Here is a 17654-nt window from a genome sequence, read left to right on the forward strand (position 1 = left end):
GGCGGTGTATCAGTCAAGCAGATGGTGACTGACACGACGCCTTCGCGAGCAAGCCCGCTCCCACAGGGATCAATGGAACGGCTGCCACCTCGGTCTTGTCGGGTGTATCGTTCGGACTTTCCGGCGCGTTCCAGTCTGCGAGGTGTGTGATGAGTGCCCCCCTGAAAATCGATTTCGTCAGCGACGTGTCCTGCCCCTGGTGCGTCGTCGGCCTCTATGGCCTGACCCGGGCCCTGGATTTGCTGGGCGACGAGGTGCAGGCCGAGATCCGTTTCCAGCCGTTCGAACTGAACCCGAAGATGGGCCCGGAAGGACAGAACATCACCGAACACATCACCGAAAAATACGGCTCGACGCCTGAGCAATCCCAGAAAAATCGCGAGATGATCCGCGCGCGCGGCGCCGAGGTCGGGTTTGCGTTTCGCACGGACGGCAACAGTCGCATCTACAACACCTTCGACGCCCACCGCTTGCTGTTCTGGGCAGGACTGGAAGGGTTGCAGTTCAATCTGAAAGAGGCGCTGTTCAAGGCGTATTTCACCGAGGGTGGCAATCCGTCCGACCATGGGCAGTTGGCGCAGATCGCTGAAAGCGTGGGGCTGGATCGGTCGCGAGCCGAGGCGATTCTGGCGTCGGACGAGTTCGCCAAAGAAGTTCGTGAGGAAGAGCAGTTGTGGCTGTCGCGAGGCGTCAGTTCGGTGCCGACCGTGGTATTCAACGGGCAGTACGCCGTCACTGGCGGGCAGCCGGTGGAAACGTTTGTCGGGGCGATTCGGCAGATCATGAGTGAAGCGAAGGGCGGTACGGTTAATGGCTGAGGTTTTGTAGGGCAGTCAAAATCCACCCCTCACCCCAGCCCTCTCCCAAGAGGGGAGAGGGAGCCGACCTAGTTGTTCGGTCGAGTGACATCGACCTGCAATATCGAGTCGAACTCAGGCTTAGAAGCACATGAAGATCTGCTCCCTTTCCCCCTCTCCCCCGTGGGGAGAGGGCTGGGGTGAGGGGTGGTTCTAAAACCGATCACATCACTCAGCCGTGAACACGAACCCAAACCGAAACCAACACCGTAGCCGCCATCAACCAAGCCACCGCCGCCACAGCAAGCGAAGCCTCCAGCCGCATCCGGTCCACCATCACATACAACGTCGCCAGGTAGATGAAGTAAGGAATGATCGACCACATCCCGAACACGATGGTGGTCTTCAAATCCTCCAGCGAACGTCCCTTGCCGACGATGTAATGAGCAATCAGCGCAAAGGTCGGAAACAGCGGCACCAATCCTGCGATGTAATAGTTTTTGGTCCGGGCCAGCGCGGCTAGGATCACCAGCACGGCCGCGCCCAGGGTTGCTTTGAGGATCAGGTCCATCAGTGGCTCAGCCCGTACTTCTTCACTTTGTCGAACAGCGTGGTCTTGGCCATCCCGAGTTCCAGACTGGCTTGGGTCAGGTTGCCGCCACTGCGTTGCAACGCGTCGCTCAGCAGGTTGCGTTCAAACGCTTCTACCGCTTCGGCGAAGGCCAGGCCCTGATTGCTGCCGCTGGCGCCGGATTTTTTGAAGGCCGGCAGGCCGAGGGCAAAACGCTCGGCGACGTTGCGCAGTTCGCGCACGTTGCCCGGCCAGTCGTGGCTCATCAGGTTCGACAGGGTCTGGTTGTCCAGGTCCGGCACGGCACGGTCGAAGCGCAGGGACGACTGCTGCAGAAAGTGTTCGAACAGTTGCAGGATGTCTTCGCGACGTTCGCGCAGCGGTGGCAATTCGAGGGTCACCACGTTCAAGCGGTAATACAGGTCGCTGCGAAACTCGCCAGCCTTGCTCGACTCATCCAGATCGGACTTGGTCGCCGCGATCACCCGGCAATCCACGGCCACGCTCTGGTTCGAGCCAAGGCGTTCCAGGGTGCGTTCCTGCAAGACCCGCAGCAGTTTGATTTGCAGCGGCAGCGGCATGCTTTCCACTTCGTCGAGGAACAGCGTGCCGCCGTCAGCGTGTTCGATCTTGCCGATCCGCCGCTTGCCGGCGCCAGTGAAGGCGTTGGCTTCATGGCCGAAGATTTCGCTTTCGAACAGGTTCTCCGGCAGGCCACCGCAGTTCAGCGCGACGAACTGCTTGGTGTGCCGCCGACTGAAGTCGTGCAGGCAACGCGCAACCAACTCTTTACCGGTGCCGGTTTCGCCTTCGATCAGCACGTTGGCCGACGTATCGGCAACGTTGGCGATCAATTCCCGCAGGTTCTGCATGGCTGGCGAGCGGCCGATGATCCGGCCTTCAAGGGAATCCCGTTCCGCCAGTTGCCGACGCAACGAAGAGACTTCCCGCGCGAGGCTGCGTTGCTCCAGCGCACGGCGCGCCACATCGACCAGACGTTCGGGGGAGAAAGGTTTCTCCATGAAGTCATAGGCGCCTTTTTGCATCGCGCCGACGGCCATGGAGATGTCGCCGTGGCCGGTGATCAGCACCACCGGCAGGCTACGGTCGCGGGCCTTGAGTCGGGTCAGCAATTCCAGACCGTCGATGCCCGGCAAGCGGATGTCGCTGATGACGATGCCGGCGAAGTTGTCGCCGACTCGTTCCAGCGCTTCTTCGGCGCTGCCGACGCCCACGCAGGGAATGTCTTCCAGGGTCAGCGCCTGTTGGCAGCCGAGCAGCACATGGGGGTCGTCTTCGACGATCAGCACACTAAGGTCATTGTTCATATTGGCTCGGCGTGAGTGGGGCTTACCAACGGTAAACTGAGGACGAAGGTGGTACCACCGCTGGCCGGGTGCTCGACACCCAGGTGCCCGCCGGTGGCGGCGGCCAGGCTGGCGGAAAGGGTCAGGCCGAGGCCCAGGCCCTGTTCGCCGGGTTTGGTGGTGAAGAACGGTTCGAATAGATGTTTGCGTGCTTCGGCGTCGATGCCATGGCCGTTGTCGCGTACACGAAGGCGATATTTGCCATCGAACTCTTCGCCTTCGAGCCACAGTTCTGGCAGCGGCTGTGCCTGCATGGCGTCGAGGGCGTTGCCGATCAGGTTGACCAGAATTTGCTCCAGACGGGTCTGGTCGATCTGCACCTGCACATCGGCGAAGCCTCGGTGCTGCTGCAGATGAGCGCTTTCCACGCGACCACCGAGCAGCTGCAAGGCTGCATCCACCGCTTTGCCGAGGCTGGCCTGACCTTTGTCGTCGCCACGGCGAGCGAACGAACGCAGGCTGGCGGTGATCCGGCCCATGCGGTCGATCAGTTCGTTGATGGTCTTGAGGTTGGTACTGGCAACGTCCAGTTGACCGCGTTCCAGAAACCGCACGGTGTTGCCGGACAAGGTTCGCAGCGCCGCCAGTGGCTGGTTCAATTCGTGGGCGATGCTGGTGGACATCTGGCCGATGGCCGCGAGTTTACCGGCCTGGACCAGTTCATCCTGGGCGCGGCGTAGCGTCTCTTCGGCCAGACGCCGTTCGCGGATCTGGCCCTTGAGCCGTTCGTTGCTGGCGCGCAGATCAGTGGTGCGTTCGGTAATCCGACGCTCCAGTTGATTGTTGGCTTCCTGCAAGGCTTCCCGGGCGGCGAGACGGGTGGCGATTACCTTGCGCCGCTCGTTCCAGGCGATCAGCAGGAATGCCACGAGGGCAAACGCGACCGCCACCAGAATCCCCTGACTGATCGCTTCGCGGCGCAAATCCTGCAGAGGGGTGAGCAGGGTGAAATTCCACGGGGTATCGCTCAATGGTCGGGTTTGCGAGAGGTAGCTGATGTCCTCTTCATCGGATTCCACTTCGCTGTTGGCGGGGAAGGTCAGTTTTTCCTCGCCTTCGGCCAGTTGTTCACGGGCCAGTGGTTGCAGTTCGTTCAGTGGGAACCAGTAGTACTGAAGGCTGCGGGCGAGTTTTTCCTTGGTCTCGTCGCTCAGCGGTACCACCGATTTCAGGCGTCGTGCCGGATCGCTGGAAAGAATGATGATGCCGTTTTCATCGCTGACGAAAGCTTCCAGCCGCGCGCGCTGCCAGCGTTCTTCCATGGCTTCGAGGCGGACCTTGACCACCGCGACGCCGATGATCTTGCCGTGTTCTTCCAGGCCATGAGCCAGGTAGTAACCGGGTTCGCCGCTGGTGCTGCCGATGCCATAGAAGCGCCCCGGCTGACCGCGCACGGCATTCTGGAAATAGGCGCGGAAGGACAGGTCTTCGCCCAGGTAACTGTCGACATCGCGCCAGTTACTGGTGGCCATGACACGGCCGGTGGTGTCCATTACATAGATAGCCCGACTGCGGCTGCGCCGGTTCAGGCCTTCGAGGTATTCATTGACCGTCTGCCGGTGTTCCGGCGACGGGTCGGCCAACAGCTTCGAAACACTGGATTCGAGTTCCAGCAGGCTGGGCAGGTAGGTGTACTTGCTGATCTCGCTCTCGACGGCGCGGGCGTGCAGTTCCAGCTGACGCTGACCGTTCTCGCTGAGGCTGCGAATCCCGTAGTGTTCACTGACCCAGAAGCCGAGGTAACCCAACCCGATCATCAGGGCGATGACCAGCGGCGGCAGGAACAGATGGCGAATCAGACGGGGTTTCACGGCGAGTGATGGCGGCGCGGCGCGATAGAGATTGGGGTCGCATTTCATCACAGATGCCTTGGGTCAACCACAACACAAATCTCCAGACCACCACCGGCCCAGTGGGAGCGGGCTTGCTCGCGAAAGCAGTGTGTCAGTCAACATCAATGCTGAATGTTATGGCCGCTTCGCGAGCAAGCCCGCTCCCACATTTGGGGAGCGGTGCTTTTCTTAGTGCTGCAGAATCTTGGCGAGGAAATGCTGCGTACGCTCGGCGCGGGCATTGATGTCGCCGAAGAACTCCTCTTTCTTGCAGTCTTCGATGATCTTGCCCTGGTCCATGAAGATCACCCGGTCCGCCACTTTACGGGCGAAGCCCATTTCGTGGGTCACGCACATCATGGTCATGCCCTCGTGGGCCAGTTGCACCATCACGTCGAGTACTTCGTTGACCATTTCAGGGTCCAGCGCCGAAGTCGGTTCGTCGAACAGCATGACGATCGGGTCCATCGCCAGCGCACGGGCAATCGCCACACGCTGTTGCTGACCACCGGAGAGCTGGCCCGGGTGCTTGTGCGCATGGGCAGACAGCCCGACGCGCTCCAGCAGTTGCAGGCCTTTCTTGGCGGCTTCTTCCTTGCTGCGGCCCAACACCTTGATCTGCGCGATGGTCAGGTTTTCGGTGATGGTCAGGTGCGGGAACAGCTCAAAATGCTGGAACACCATGCCCACGCGTGAACGCAGCTTCGGCAGGTTGGTCTTCGGGTCCGCAATGGACGTGCCGTCGACCACGATGTCGCCTTTCTGGAACGGTTCCAGGGCATTGACGCATTTGATCAGGGTGGATTTGCCGGAACCGGACGGCCCGCACACCACAATCACTTCGCCTTTTTTGACCTCGGTGCTGCAGTCAGTCAGTACCTGGAAGTCGCCATACCACTTGTTGACATTCTTGATAGAGATCATACGGCAAACCTTTTTTGCAGACGCTTGACCAGCAGCGAGGCGGCAAAGCTGATTGTGAAGTACGTGAGACCTGCAAAGATCAGGAACTCGTTGGAGCGACCGATGATGTCGCCACTGGCACGCGAGGCATTGAGGAAGTCCACCAGACCGACCGCGTAGACCAGCGAGGTGTCCTGAAACAGGATAATGCTCTGTTGCAGCAGCAGCGGGGTCATCTTGCGGAACGCTTGCGGCAGGATGATCAACCGCATCATCTGGCCATACGTCATGCCCAGGGCCTGGGCTGCACCCATCTGGCCCTTGGAAATCGACTGCACACCGGCCCGGACGATTTCGCAGAAGTACGCCGCTTCGAACATCATGAACGCCACGATGCACGAGGCGAACGCGCCGATCGGGGTGTCTTCGCCGGTGATCCAGCGCAGTACGAACGGCACTGCCAGGTAGAACCAGGTGATGACCAGCAGCAGCGGAATCGAGCGGAAGTAGTTAACGTAGGCGCCGGCAATGTTCGACAGCAGTTTGCTGTGGGACAGGCGCATCAGCGCCAGGATCGTGCCGAGGATGATCCCGCCGGACACACCCAGAGCCATCAGTTGCAGGGTCATGACCATGCCGTTCCACAAGCCCGGCAGGGACGGGATGATGCCCGAGAAGTCGAATTCCATCATTTACCCCCTACGGAGATCAGGCCCGGTACGGCCACTTTCTTCTCGACCATGCGCATCAGCAGCATCAGGCCCATGTTCAATGTGAAGTAGATCAGTGTTGCCAGGGTGAAGGCTTCGAACAGGTTGGCGGAGAACTCGGCGGTCTGTTTGGTCTGCGCGAGCAACTCCATCAGGCCGATCAGCGACGCGACCGAAGAGTTCTTGAACACGTTCAGGAATTCCGAGGTGAGCGGCGGAATGATGATCCGATAAGCCTGGGGCAGCAGCACGTTCCAGTAGATCTGCGGCAGCTTGAAGCCCATGGCGCGAGCGGCGGATTCCTGGCCGCGAGGCAGCGCCTGGATCCCGGTGCGCACTTGTTCGCAAACGCGAGCAGCGGTGAACAGGCCAAGGCAGACGACAACGCTCAGGTACGCCGAAGTGGTCGGGTTCAGGTCCTGCTTGTACCACTCTTGCAGGTCCGGAGGCAGCAGATCGGGCACCAGGAAGTACCAGATGAACAGCTGAACCAGCAGCGGCACGTTACGGAAGAGTTCGACGTAACAGGTCGCGATGCCCGATACGATGCGGTTCGGTACGGTGCGCATGACACCCAGAATCGAGCCCAGCAGCAGGGCAATGATCCAGGCCACGACGGCGATGGCGATGGTCCAGCCCAAACCGGCGACGTACCAGTCGAGATACGTCTCGCTGCCCACGCCGGTGGACTTGAAGAACACGCCCCAGTCCCAGTTGTAATTCATTAGGGTCTCCCCTCAGATCGTTCGATGTGCAAATGCCCGCCTGGGGAAGCTCCGTTCCCGCCCGACCTTGAAGATCAGGCACACACGAGCGGCTCGACAGCCACCGGTTCGAGTGTTTCCAGAAATGCCAGCAGGGAGTGACTATCCCCCGAAAGGGCAGTGGCCCTCTCAGGAGATAAGGTTAGTCAGAAATCAGGATTTCTTTTCGTCAGCCGCTTTGTCGGTCGGATTGGCGATCAGGGCCTTGAGCTCATCGCTCATCGGGAACATCAGGTTCAGGTTTTTTGGCGGGATTGGCTGCATGAACCATTTTTCGTAGATCTTGTTGATCTCGCCGGACTTGTAGGTCGCAACGATCGCGTCATCCACGGCCTTCTTGAACGGCTCGTCGCCCTTGCGGACCATGCAACCGTAGATTTCGTAGGACTGTGCAGTACCGGTCACGGCCCAATCGGTTGGCTTCTTGGCCTTGGCCATTTCACCGGCCAGCAAGGCGTCGTCCATCATGAAAGCCACGGCGCGACCGCTTTCCAGCATGTTGAACGATTCGCCGTGGTCTTTGGCGGAGATGACGTTCATGCCCATCTGCTTGTCGGCGTTCATCGACTTGAGGATGCGCTCGGACGTAGTGCCGGCGGTGGTCACGACGTTCTTGCCTTTGAGGTCGGCGAAGTCTTTGTAAGGCGAATCTTTCTTGGCTAGCAGTTTGGTGCCGATTTCGAAGATTCCGACGGAGAAGTCAACTTGCTGCTGACGTTCGACGTTGTTGGTGGTGGAGCCGCACTCAACGTCCACGGTGCCGTTCTGCACCAGCGGGATACGGGTTTGCGAGGTCACCAGGTTGTATTTGACCTGGAGGTTCGGCATGTCCAGGTCTTTTTTGATGGCTTCAACGATTTTCAGCTGGATATCGTGGGAGTAGCCAACCGGTTTGCCGGAAGCGTCCGCGATATAGGAAAACGGAATGGAAGCGTCACGATGCCCGAGGGTGATAACGCCGGACTCTTTGATCTTCTTCAGGGTGCCGGTGAGCTCGGCGGCGAAAACTGGAGTGCTGATCAGAGCGGCAGCAATGGCTGCGCCCAGGAGATGGGGAACGATGCGCATCAAATTTTCCTCGACATTGTTTTTATATGGAGCCAGTTCATCGGCCTTTTTGTGCTTTGAATGCCTGACGGCTCCTGAAGTGTTGGTGCAACAGGCATTCGTCCAAGAGTGTAGAGCATGACTCGTGCCAGGCCAGGTGATATAGATCAAATCATTGATTTATAAGGATATTAAATATTAAAGGCGAGGTTTTTGATGTTGGGGAAATCCGGTTAACCGAATCGACCGACAGGTCGCGTTCGGAAAACCGAATACAAAAGATCGCAGCCTTCGGCAGCTCCTACAGGGTTCGAGTGCATCCCGATCTAATGTAGGAGCTGCCGAAGGCTGCGATCTTTTGATCTTCCAGACAAAAAAGCCCTGAATCGTGAGATTCAGGGGCTTGGCTTTAACCGAATTGCCGATCAGGCCGCTTCGATCTTGCTGCGGTTCTGTTCGACCTTGTTCAGGTATTCCTTGAGCTTTTCCTGTTCCGCCGGGGTGGTGAACAAACCCAGCTTGCTGCGGCGCCACAGGATGTCGTGTGCCGTGGTCGCCCACTCTTCGTTGCACAGGTAATCGACTTCGCGGGTGTAGAGACCGCCGCCGATGTGTTCGCCCATATCACTGAGATTCTGCACGCCTTCCAGCATGCGCCAGGTGCGGCTGCCGTAGGTGGTGGCCCAGCGGCGGGCGATTTCGGTTGGCACCCAGTCGAATTTGTCACGGATCAAGGCGCACAAGGCTTGCGGGGTGGTCATGTCTTCGCCGCCCGGCAGGGTAGCGCTGACGGTCCAGCTTGGCTTGATGTTCTTGAAGTACGGAGCCAGTTGCGCCAGCGCCGATTCGGCCAGTTTGCGGTAGGTGGTCAGCTTGCCGCCGAACACCGACAACAGAGGCGCTTCTTCGCCGGTGCCCGACAACGCCAGGGTGTAGTCGCGGGTAACGGCCGACGGGTTGTCGGATTCGTCGTTGCACAGGGGGCGAACACCGGAATAGCTGTGCAGGATGTCGTCGCGGCTGATGCGTTTCTTGAAATGGGAGTTGACCACTTTCAACAGGTAGTCGGTTTCGCCTTCAGTGATCGCAACTGCAGCCGGATCGCCGGTGTACTCGCGGTCGGTGGTGCCGATCAGGGTGAAGTGGTTCAGGTACGGAATGGTGAAAACGATGCGCTGATCTTCGTTTTGCAGAATGTGCGCGTGTTCGCCTTCGTACAGCTTCGGCACGATCAGGTGGCTGCCCTGAATCAGGCGGATACCGTACGGCGACTCCATCTTCAGGTCGTCACGAATGAACTTGGCGACCCAAGGGCCGGCCGCGTTTACCAGTGCCTTGGCGCGGATCGAAAACAGACTGCCATCGGCGCGTTCCAGATGCAGGTGCCACATTCCCTTGTTGCGACGGGCGCTGACGCAGCGAGTCTGGGTGTGAACATGGGCGCCTTTTTCGCGGGCGGCCATGGCGTTCAGCACCACCAGACGAGCATCGTCGACCCAGCAATCGGAGTACTCGAAGCCTTTGGTAATTTCGCTTTTCAGCGGGCTGTCCGGGCCGAACTTCAGGCTTTTAGAGCCTTCGAGTTTTTCCCGCTTGCCGAGGTTGTCATAAAGGAACAGGCCGGCGCGGATCATCCAGGCCGGACGCAGGTGTGGGCGGTGTGGCAGCACGAAGCGCATCTGCTTGACGATGTGCGGGGCCTTGGCCAGCAGCACTTCGCGTTCGGCCAGGGCTTCGCGCACCAGACGGAATTCGTAATGTTCAAGGTAGCGCAGGCCACCGTGGATCAGCTTGCTGCTGGCTGACGAGGTGTGGCTGGCCAGGTCGTCCTTTTCGCAAAGAAACACCGAAAGACCGCGACCGGCGGCATCCGCTGCGATCCCCACGCCATTGATCCCGCCACCGATGACGGCGATATCGTAGATCTCAGCGAGAGGGGGCATAGGCAAGGTAGAAGTGGGCATCGGCTAGCCTCGGGCTTTTATGATTTTCGGTATTGGAATTCGAACATTAATGTTCATTTGCGAAAATGGTAGCCCATAAAGTCGCCCGCAGCCAGTTAACTTCGATTGAAAATACTGATCGAAGGGCCGTTAAAGGAAAATTTTCGAACATTAAAAGCAAAAAATCGCAGCCTTCGGCAGCTCCTGCAGGGGTGAGTGAACCCGTAGGAGCTGCCGAAGGCTGCGATCTTTATAGGCTGAAAGCCTTAAACGACTTCCAACCGAATCTTGTGCTGACTCAACAACTGCGCCAACGCCGGCACAGGCTGCTGATCGGTCACCAAGCAATCAATCAAGCTGATCGGCCCCAGACGAATCATGGCGTTGCGCCCGAATTTGCTGGAGTCAGCCGCGAGGATGACCTGTCGGGCATTGGCGATGATCGCCTGGGACACCCGAACTTCCTGATAGTCGAAGTCCAGCAGACTGCCGTCTTCATCGATGCCGCTGATGCCGACCAGGGCGAAATCAACCTTGAACTGGTTAATGAAGTCGACACTGGCCTGACCGACCACGCCACCGTCACGCCGTACATTGCCACCGGTCAGCAGAACGTCGAAGTCGTCCTTGGCGCTGAGCATCGAAGCCACATGCAGGTTGTTGGTGATGATCTTCAGGTGATTGTGGTTCAGCAACGCCCGGGCGATGGATTCGGTGGTGGTACCGATATTGATGAACAGCGAGGCGTGATCGGGGATTTGAGCCGCAATGGCTTCACCGATACGTTGCTTTTCATCGCGCATTTGATCGGCACGCATGGCGTAGGCGGTGTTTTCGACACTGGAATCGTAGGCTGCGCCGCCGTGGTAGCGACGCAACAAATTAGCTTCCGCGAGCTGATTGATATCGCGGCGGATGGTTTGCGGTGTAACGACGAACAGCGTAGCCATTTCCTCGATGCTGACATAGCCGCGTTCGCGGACCAGTTCGAGGATTTGCTGCTGACGGGGAGGCAGATTCATGGGGCTTCCTTTGGGCTGCCGTGCAAAATTTGCCCATGATGCCGCAGGAATCTGCTCCCTACCAGTTACATACCGATACGAGTACTCAGCTCGGCTTATTCAGCGCCTTCATGCGGTTCCCAGTCGCGGGTGCGGCTGACGGCTTTTTTCCAGCCGGCGTAGAGTTTTTCCTTCGCGGTTTCGTCCAGGGTCGGTTCGAATTCGCGCTCGATCACAGCCTTGCCGCGCAACTCGTCCAGGCTGCCCCAGAAGCCACACGCCAGACCGGCCAGGTAAGCCGCGCCCAGTGCGGTGGTTTCGCGCATTTGCGGACGCTCGACCTGAGTGCCGAGGATGTCGGCCTGGAACTGCATCAGGAAGTTGTTCGCCACCGCACCGCCGTCGACACGCAGGGATTTCAAGCGTTCGCCGGAGTCCTGTTGCATGGCGTCCAGAACGTCGCGGGTCTGGTAGGCAATCGACTCCAGGGCTGCACGAATGATGTGATCCACGCGTACGCCGCGAGTCAGACCGAACAATGCGCCGCGGGCATACGGGTCCCAGTAAGGAGCGCCCAGGCCGGTAAAGGCCGGCACCAGGTACACGCCGTTGCTGTCCTTGACCTTGTTGGCGAAGTATTCGGTGTCGTGGGCGTCGTTGATGATCTTCAGTTCGTCACGCAGCCACTGAACAGTCGAACCACCGTTGAACACCGCACCTTCCAGCGCGTAAGCCACTTCGCCGCGCGGGCCGCACGCGATGGTGGTCAACATGCCGTGCTTGGACTTCACGGCTTTGTCGCCGGTGTTCATCAGCAGGAAGCAGCCGGTGCCGTAGGTGTTTTTCGCCTGGCCTGGCTCGACGCACATCTGGCCGAACAGGGCTGCTTGCTGGTCACCGGCGATACCGCCGATGGCGATGCCGCTTTTGGTGTGGCCATAGATTTCGGACGAAGATTTAACTTCCGGCAGCATCTCGCGCGGAATATCCAGCACCTCCAGCATCTTCGCGTCCCACTCCAGCGTGTGGATGTTGAAGAGCATGGTGCGCGAGGCGTTGGTGTAGTCGGTGACGTGCACCTTGCCGCCGGTAAATTTCCAGATCAGCCAGCTGTCGATGGTGCCGAACAACAGTTCGCCTTTGCGCGCGCGCTCACGGCTGCCTTCGACGTTGTCGAGGATCCACTTGAGCTTGGTGCCGGAGAAGTACGGGTCGGTGACCAGGCCGGTGGTGTCGCTGATGTATTGCTCGTGACCGTCGCGCTTGAGTTGCTGGCAGATCTCGGTGCTGCGGCGGCACTGCCAGACGATCGCGTTGTAGATCGGGCGGCCGGTGGTCTTGTCCCAGACCACGGTGGTTTCGCGCTGGTTGGTGATGCCGATGGCGGCGACCTGGTCGTGATGCAGGCCGGCTTGAGCCAGGGCCTCGACCATCACGGCGCTTTGAGTGGCGAAGATTTCCATCGGGTCATGTTCAACCCAACCGGCTTGCGGGTAATGCTGTGCGAATTCGCGCTGGGCGGTGCAGACCACGTTCGCGTCGCGGTCGAAAATGATCGCGCGGGAGCTGGTCGTACCCTGATCGAGGGCAATGATGTAGTTCTTATTCTGAGTGTCGGTCATGTCGATTGCCTTGGACGAAAAAAGGGAGTGAGGTCCGGCGCGTGATCTGATGGGCAGGATCACACGCCAACGGTATCAAGAAGTTCTTGGTTTGCCGTCAATGGCCGGTGCTGCGTCCTTTGTAGCAGGTAGGGCGCTGGGCAGATGACGGGCAATCAGCCCGCGATACGCTGCAGCACCGAGGCAGGCACCGACAATCGGTGCAAAAACCGGAATCAGGAAATACGGGATATCGCGCCCGCCAGTGAAGGAAATTTCACCCCAGCCAGCGAAGAAAGTCATCAGTTTAGGACCGAAGTCGCGCGCGGGGTTCATCGCAAAACCGGTCAGCGGCCCCATCGAACTACCAATCACGGCAATCAGCAGGCCGATCAGCAGCGGAGCGAGCGGACCCTTTGGCAAGCCATTGTTGTCGTCGGTCAGGGACATGATCACGCCCATCAGGATGGCAGTGATGATCACCTCAACCAGGAAGGCTTGTGCCGTGGTCAAGACCGGGTTGGGGAAGGTGGAAAACACCGACGCCAATTCGAGGCTGGCCTCAGTGCCACGAACCATATGGTGAGTTTGTTCGTAATCGAAGAATAAATTGCTGTACAGCGTGTAAACCAACAACGCTCCACAGAAGGCACCAGCGACCTGGGCGAGAATATAAAAAGGCAGTTTGCGCTTTTCGAAGTCAGCGAAAATGCTCAGGGCAATGCTGACGGCGGGATTGAGATGAGCCCCGGAAACGCCGGCGGTCAGGTAGATCGCCATGCTCACGCCGACCCCCCAGATGATGCTGATTTCCCAAAGGCCGAAGCTGGCACCCGCGACCTTGAGCGCGGCAACACAACCTGTACCAAAAAAGATCAGCAGTGCAGTGCCCAAAAATTCGGCCATGCATTGGCTTGAGAGCGACGGTTGTTGTAAAGCAGTTGTCATTGAAAACCTCGTTTTTGTTGTTGTCTGGCGCTTTTGCATCATGGTCAAAAGCGCGATTTTCACCGAGGCAGGATCCCCATCCTGTTCTCGGCCTACTGCTGGGTGCTGCGATAGGAACATTCGTACAGTATTCAGATTCGAAAAAATATAGACAAGAAACGCTGCTGTCAAAGGTCGAAAGTGAACCATCAGTCACAATCGAACTATTAGTCACGTGAATGACCGCATCGTTCACGCGGCAGACTGAAGGTGGACGAACGGCATAAGTCGCCGCAAAGCCTTTGAAATAGCGCCGCGATAGAGCCATTTGTTGATCAATGCCCTAGAATCCAGCGCAGTATTTTTCTACTGCCGACCAGTCTGGAGCTGCCATGACCCCCGCATTGGATTTGTTGAAAAAAGTTCGTGCCGAACATCGCGTGCACAGTTACGAACATGATCCGAAGGCAGCGTCCTACGGGCTGGAGGCTGCGGAGAAGCTGGGGCTGGACCCGGCGCAGGTGTTCAAGACCTTGCTGGCGGCCAGCGAGAAAGGTGAATTGCTGGTGGCCGTGGTACCGGTCGTCGGAAGTCTGGACTTGAAGGGCCTGGCGCATGCTGCGGGCGTGAAAAAAGTCGAAATGGCCGATCCTGCCGCTGCGCAACGATCCACCGGTTACCTGTTGGGTGGGATCAGCCCGCTGGGACAGAAAAAGCGCTTGCGCACCTTTATCGATAATTCGGCTCAGCCCTTCGCCAGCATTTTTGTCAGTGCAGGTCGTCGCGGTTTGGAAGTCGAATTGGCACCCGCGGTGCTGGCCGAACATACCCAGGCGAAGTTCGCTGACATCGGCCGAGCCTGACGCGCGGACTATCAGCCCGGCGCTGTATGGTGGAAATTTACGGGCTCTGTCACTGGTGCCGGGTTGTGGGCGGCTTCATGCTCCGTGGCCTGACAAAGGGAGAGGTTTATGCAGCTTGAGTTTCATCAGGTCGATGCGTTCAGTGATCGGCCGTTCGGTGGCAACCCGGCGATGGTCTATCGCCTTGATGCCTGGCTTGCCGATGAGTTGATGCAGAAGATCGCCGCCGAACACAACCTCGCCGAAACCGCCTTCGTGGTGCGCGAAGGGCTGGGCTGGCACATCCGCTGGTTTACCCCGACTACCGAAGTGCCATTGTGCGGTCATGCAACCCTGGCCAGCGCTTACGTTCTGTTTGAAATCTATAAAGAGCCGGTAGAGCGCCTGGACTTCGTCTGCAAGTCTGGCTCGCTGAGTGTGAGCCGTGAGGGTGAGCGCTTGTGGCTGGACTTCCCGGCCGTCGTACCGTCGGAAGTGGGCGTGACCCTGGATGTCGAGCGCGCGCTGGGTGTGGAAGCGGTTGATGTGTTGGGGTCGAACGAGTTGTTCGTGGTGCTGGAATCCGAGCAGGCGGTGCTCGAATGTCAGCCGGACATGGCAGCGCTGGCGAAACTGCCGTGGCCGGGGGCAATTGTCACGGCGAGGGGCAGCAAGCATGATTTTGTTTCCCGCTACTTCGCACCGGCGATCGGCATCAACGAAGACCCGGTGACGGGTTCGACCCATTGCAGCCTGATCCCGTATTGGTCGAAACGTTTGGGCAAGTCGAGCCTGACGGCTTATCAGCGTTCGGCTCGAGGCGGGGAGTTGTTCTGTCGGCTGGAAGGGGATCGGGTAAAAATCGGCGGGAATGCGACGCTCGTTGCAAGCGGAACGCTAATGCTCGGTTGACCCCAATTCAATGTGGGAGCGGGCTTGCTCGCGAAAGCGGTAGATCAGTCAACATCTCTGTTGAATGTTATGCCGCCTTCGCGAGCAAGTCGGATCGCCGCACCGCCGCTCCCACATTTTTGTCCGTGTTTCTCAGTGGGCGCTGCTGTAGCGGCGCACACCGGATTCGACCGCTGGAATTTGCGCCGCGATGCTGCCGGAGGCCTGAAACAGCACCAGGTGTTCAGCCGCGACACGAATGCCGACCTCTGAACCCACCTGATGATCGGCATGGCTCGGGAAAATCGATTCCAGCTGCGCGCCGGTCGGCAACTGCAAGCGATACAAGGTGGACGCGCCCTGGAAAGACTTGCCGACAATCCGCGCCTTCAACGTGCTGTCCGGTGCATAAACGATATCGTCCGGACGCAGCAACACATCCACCGCACCGCCAACCGGCCAGGTGTAGGCACGATTACCGCGTAACTCACCCAGTTCGGTCTGCACCGACTCGGGGCTGCTCAGCTGACCGCGAATGAAATAACCCTGGCCGATGAAACTGGCCACAAACGGCGTCAGCGGTTCGTGATACAGGTTGTAGGGCGTGTCCCACTGTTCCAGACGACCTTCCTTGAAAACCCCCACATGATCGCTCACCGCGAAGGCTTCTTCCTGATCGTGGGTCACCAGAATCGCGCTGGTGCCACGGGCCTTGAGGATATCGCGCACCTCATGGCTGAGCTTGCGTCGCAGCTCGCCATCAAGGTTGGAAAAGGGTTCGTCAAGCAGCAGCAGTTGCGGTTCTGGCGCCAGGGCGCGGGCCAGTGCGACGCGCTGTTGTTGACCACCGGACAGCTCATGCGGGAAGCGCTTGCCGAGGTTTTTCAGGTTGACCAGTTCCAGCAACTCTTCGGTGACGCGATCCTTTTGCGGGTGCTTGCGGATCCCGAAGGCGATGTTCTCGGCCACGCTCAAGTGCGGAAACAGTGCGTAATCCTGGAACACCATGCCGATCCGGCGTTTCTCCGGGGCGAGGGTGAAACCGGCGCGGGAGATTGTCTCGCCCGCCAACTGGATTTCACCTTCGTGTACCGGTTCGAAACCGGCAATCGCCCGCAGCGTAGTGGTTTTGCCGCAACCCGAAGAGCCCAGCAGGCAACCGATGTCACCGGCATTCAAATGCAGGTTGAGGTTCTGCACGACGCGCTGGTCTTGATAGCCGCAGGCGAGGTTACGCAGGTTCAGCAGCAATGGATGGCTCATGCGTGGTGGTACGCCGGCTCGACGAGAAACTCGAGTAGGGCCTTTTGTGCGTGAAGACGGTTTTCGGCTTGATCCCACGCGACGGAGCGCTGGTCATCGAGCAGGTCGACGCTGATTTCTTCGCCACGGTGGGCCGGCAGGCAGTGCATGAACAGCACGTCCGGTGCGGCCAGGTCGAGCAGGGCGCGGTTGACCTGGAACGGCGCGAACAGCTTCAGTCGTTTGGCGGTTTCCTCTTCCTGGCCCATGGAGGTCCAGACGTCGGTGCTGACCAGGTGGGCGCCGCGTACGGCATCCTTCGGATCGCGGACGATGGTCACCCGATCACCGGCCTTGGCCACGAATTCAGGGTTGGGTTCAAAGCCTTCCGGGCAAGCGACGCGCAACTGGAAGTCGAACTGGATCGCCGCTTCTATATAGCTGTTGCACATGTTGTTGCCGTCGCCGATCCAGGCCACGGTTTTGCCCTGGATCGAACCGCGGTGTTCGAGGAACGTCTGCATGTCGGCCAGCAACTGGCACGGGTGTAGATCATCGGACAGGCCGTTGATCACGGGCACGCGGGAGTTGGCGGCGAATTCGGTCAGGGTGCTGTGGGCAAAGGTACGGATCATCACGGCGTCGAGCATGCTCGACATGACGATCGCGCAGTCGCCGATCGGCTCGCCACGGCCCAGTTGGGTGTCGCGCGGCGACAGGAAAATCGCCTGGCCACCGAGCTGGATCATGCCGGCTTCGAACGAAATTCGGGTGCGGGTCGACGATTTCTCGAAAATCATCCCGAGCACGCGGTTTTTCAGAGGCTCGAACAGTACGCCGCGGTTACGCAGGTCTTTGAGCTCAACGCCTCGACGGATCACGCTGACCAGCTCTTCGGGCGTGCAATCCATCAGGGAGAGAAAGTGCCTTGCGCTCATCATTGACTACCTTTTTGCAACAGACCGCAGATACTCAAAGCCTTGTTTAACTGAAAAACGGGCGAGACCTGCGGCGTAAGCCGCACGGGGCGACGAAATAGGGGAAGGCGCGATCTTATAATTAAATGTCGCGTCTTACCAATAGGGCTACGGTTTTTAGGGGATTTCAGAGGGGCTACGGGATGACCGCAGTAGCGCTTTTGAAGCCTGTTTCCTGACAGCAGCCCGTCATTTGTACACCGGGGTCACGGGGCTTTGCAATCAAACGGGGCGGGGAA

The 17654-nt window shown here is 59.0% G+C and carries 16 protein-coding genes; 3 read left to right on the top strand and 13 right to left on the bottom strand.

Going from position 1 to position 17654, the window contains the following annotated elements:
• The first annotated feature begins 149 nt into the window (after window positions 1-149).
• Window positions 150-818: a DsbA family oxidoreductase gene (locus KGB23_RS05525; RefSeq protein WP_223430232.1), complete on the top strand. Its 669-nt coding sequence runs from the start codon at window positions 150-152 to the stop codon at window positions 816-818.
• A gap of 211 nt (window positions 819-1029) precedes the next feature.
• Here the strand turns inward: KGB23_RS05525 and KGB23_RS05530 are convergent, their stop codons facing one another.
• The 11 genes from KGB23_RS05530 to KGB23_RS05580 all read right to left on the bottom strand — a co-directional run bounded on the left by KGB23_RS05530 (window position 1030) and on the right by KGB23_RS05580 (window position 13484).
• Window positions 1030-1359 carry a GlpM family protein gene (locus KGB23_RS05530; RefSeq protein ID WP_223430318.1) on the bottom strand — a complete coding sequence of 110 codons (330 nt, stop codon included), beginning with the start codon at window positions 1357-1359 and terminating at the stop codon, window positions 1030-1032.
• Window positions 1360-1367: 8 nt separating this feature from the next.
• Window positions 1368-2696 carry a sigma-54-dependent transcriptional regulator gene (locus KGB23_RS05535; protein WP_008155247.1) on the bottom strand — a complete coding sequence of 443 codons (1329 nt, stop codon included), beginning with the start codon at window positions 2694-2696 and terminating at the stop codon, window positions 1368-1370.
• Window positions 2693-4594 carry a sensor histidine kinase gene (locus tag KGB23_RS05540; RefSeq protein ID WP_223430233.1) on the bottom strand — a complete coding sequence of 634 codons (1902 nt, stop codon included), beginning with the start codon at window positions 4592-4594 and terminating at the stop codon, window positions 2693-2695. Before KGB23_RS05540 ends, KGB23_RS05535 begins: the two co-directional genes overlap by 4 nt.
• 162 nt (window positions 4595-4756) lie before the next feature.
• On the bottom strand, window positions 4757-5491 hold the full coding sequence (locus tag KGB23_RS05545) for an amino acid ABC transporter ATP-binding protein (protein ID WP_150658619.1): 735 nt from the start codon (window positions 5489-5491) through the stop codon (window positions 4757-4759).
• Window positions 5488-6159 (bottom strand): amino acid ABC transporter permease, encoded by a 672-nt coding sequence (locus KGB23_RS05550; protein ID WP_129445065.1) that lies wholly within the window; start codon window positions 6157-6159, stop codon window positions 5488-5490. Before KGB23_RS05550 ends, KGB23_RS05545 begins: the two co-directional genes overlap by 4 nt.
• Window positions 6159-6905, bottom strand: coding sequence for an amino acid ABC transporter permease (locus KGB23_RS05555; RefSeq protein ID WP_008156468.1), 747 nt, complete (start codon window positions 6903-6905; stop codon window positions 6159-6161). Before KGB23_RS05555 ends, KGB23_RS05550 begins: the two co-directional genes overlap by 1 nt.
• A gap of 192 nt (window positions 6906-7097) precedes the next feature.
• Entirely contained in the window at window positions 7098-8012 is a 915-nt protein-coding gene (locus tag KGB23_RS05560) for a glutamate/aspartate ABC transporter substrate-binding protein (protein WP_223430234.1), read from the bottom strand.
• A 404-nt stretch (window positions 8013-8416) separates the two neighbouring features.
• Window positions 8417-9955 carry a glycerol-3-phosphate dehydrogenase gene (glpD, locus tag KGB23_RS05565; protein WP_223430235.1) on the bottom strand — a complete coding sequence of 513 codons (1539 nt, stop codon included), beginning with the start codon at window positions 9953-9955 and terminating at the stop codon, window positions 8417-8419.
• A gap of 245 nt (window positions 9956-10200) precedes the next feature.
• Complete coding sequence (locus KGB23_RS05570) at window positions 10201-10956, bottom strand: DeoR/GlpR family transcriptional regulator (RefSeq protein ID WP_007916700.1); 756 nt, start codon at window positions 10954-10956, stop codon at window positions 10201-10203.
• Between the two features lie 95 nt (window positions 10957-11051).
• Window positions 11052-12557: a glycerol kinase GlpK gene (glpK, locus tag KGB23_RS05575; RefSeq protein ID WP_033057460.1), complete on the bottom strand. Its 1506-nt coding sequence runs from the start codon at window positions 12555-12557 to the stop codon at window positions 11052-11054.
• Window positions 12558-12632: 75 nt separating this feature from the next.
• Window positions 12633-13484 carry an MIP/aquaporin family protein gene (locus KGB23_RS05580; protein WP_223430319.1) on the bottom strand — a complete coding sequence of 284 codons (852 nt, stop codon included), beginning with the start codon at window positions 13482-13484 and terminating at the stop codon, window positions 12633-12635.
• A 371-nt stretch (window positions 13485-13855) separates the two neighbouring features.
• Between KGB23_RS05580 and ybaK the strand changes: the two genes are divergently transcribed.
• Window positions 13856-14326: a Cys-tRNA(Pro) deacylase gene (gene ybaK / locus KGB23_RS05585; RefSeq protein ID WP_007971306.1), complete on the top strand. Its 471-nt coding sequence runs from the start codon at window positions 13856-13858 to the stop codon at window positions 14324-14326.
• A gap of 108 nt (window positions 14327-14434) precedes the next feature.
• Window positions 14435-15217 (top strand): PhzF family phenazine biosynthesis protein, encoded by a 783-nt coding sequence (locus KGB23_RS05590; protein ID WP_223430236.1) that lies wholly within the window; start codon window positions 14435-14437, stop codon window positions 15215-15217.
• A 132-nt stretch (window positions 15218-15349) separates the two neighbouring features.
• Here the strand turns inward: KGB23_RS05590 and KGB23_RS05595 are convergent, their stop codons facing one another.
• Complete coding sequence (locus tag KGB23_RS05595) at window positions 15350-16459, bottom strand: ABC transporter ATP-binding protein (protein WP_223430237.1); 1110 nt, start codon at window positions 16457-16459, stop codon at window positions 15350-15352.
• Window positions 16456-17376, bottom strand: coding sequence for an ornithine carbamoyltransferase (gene argF, locus KGB23_RS05600; RefSeq protein WP_033053690.1), 921 nt, complete (start codon window positions 17374-17376; stop codon window positions 16456-16458). The genes KGB23_RS05595 and argF overlap by 4 nt, the downstream gene beginning before the upstream one ends.
• Window positions 17377-17654: the final 278 nt, after the last annotated feature.

It is taken from the genome of Pseudomonas sp. GL-B-26 (genome assembly GCF_019947405.1).
In the GTDB taxonomy this organism is placed as follows: domain Bacteria; phylum Pseudomonadota; class Gammaproteobacteria; order Pseudomonadales; family Pseudomonadaceae; genus Aquipseudomonas.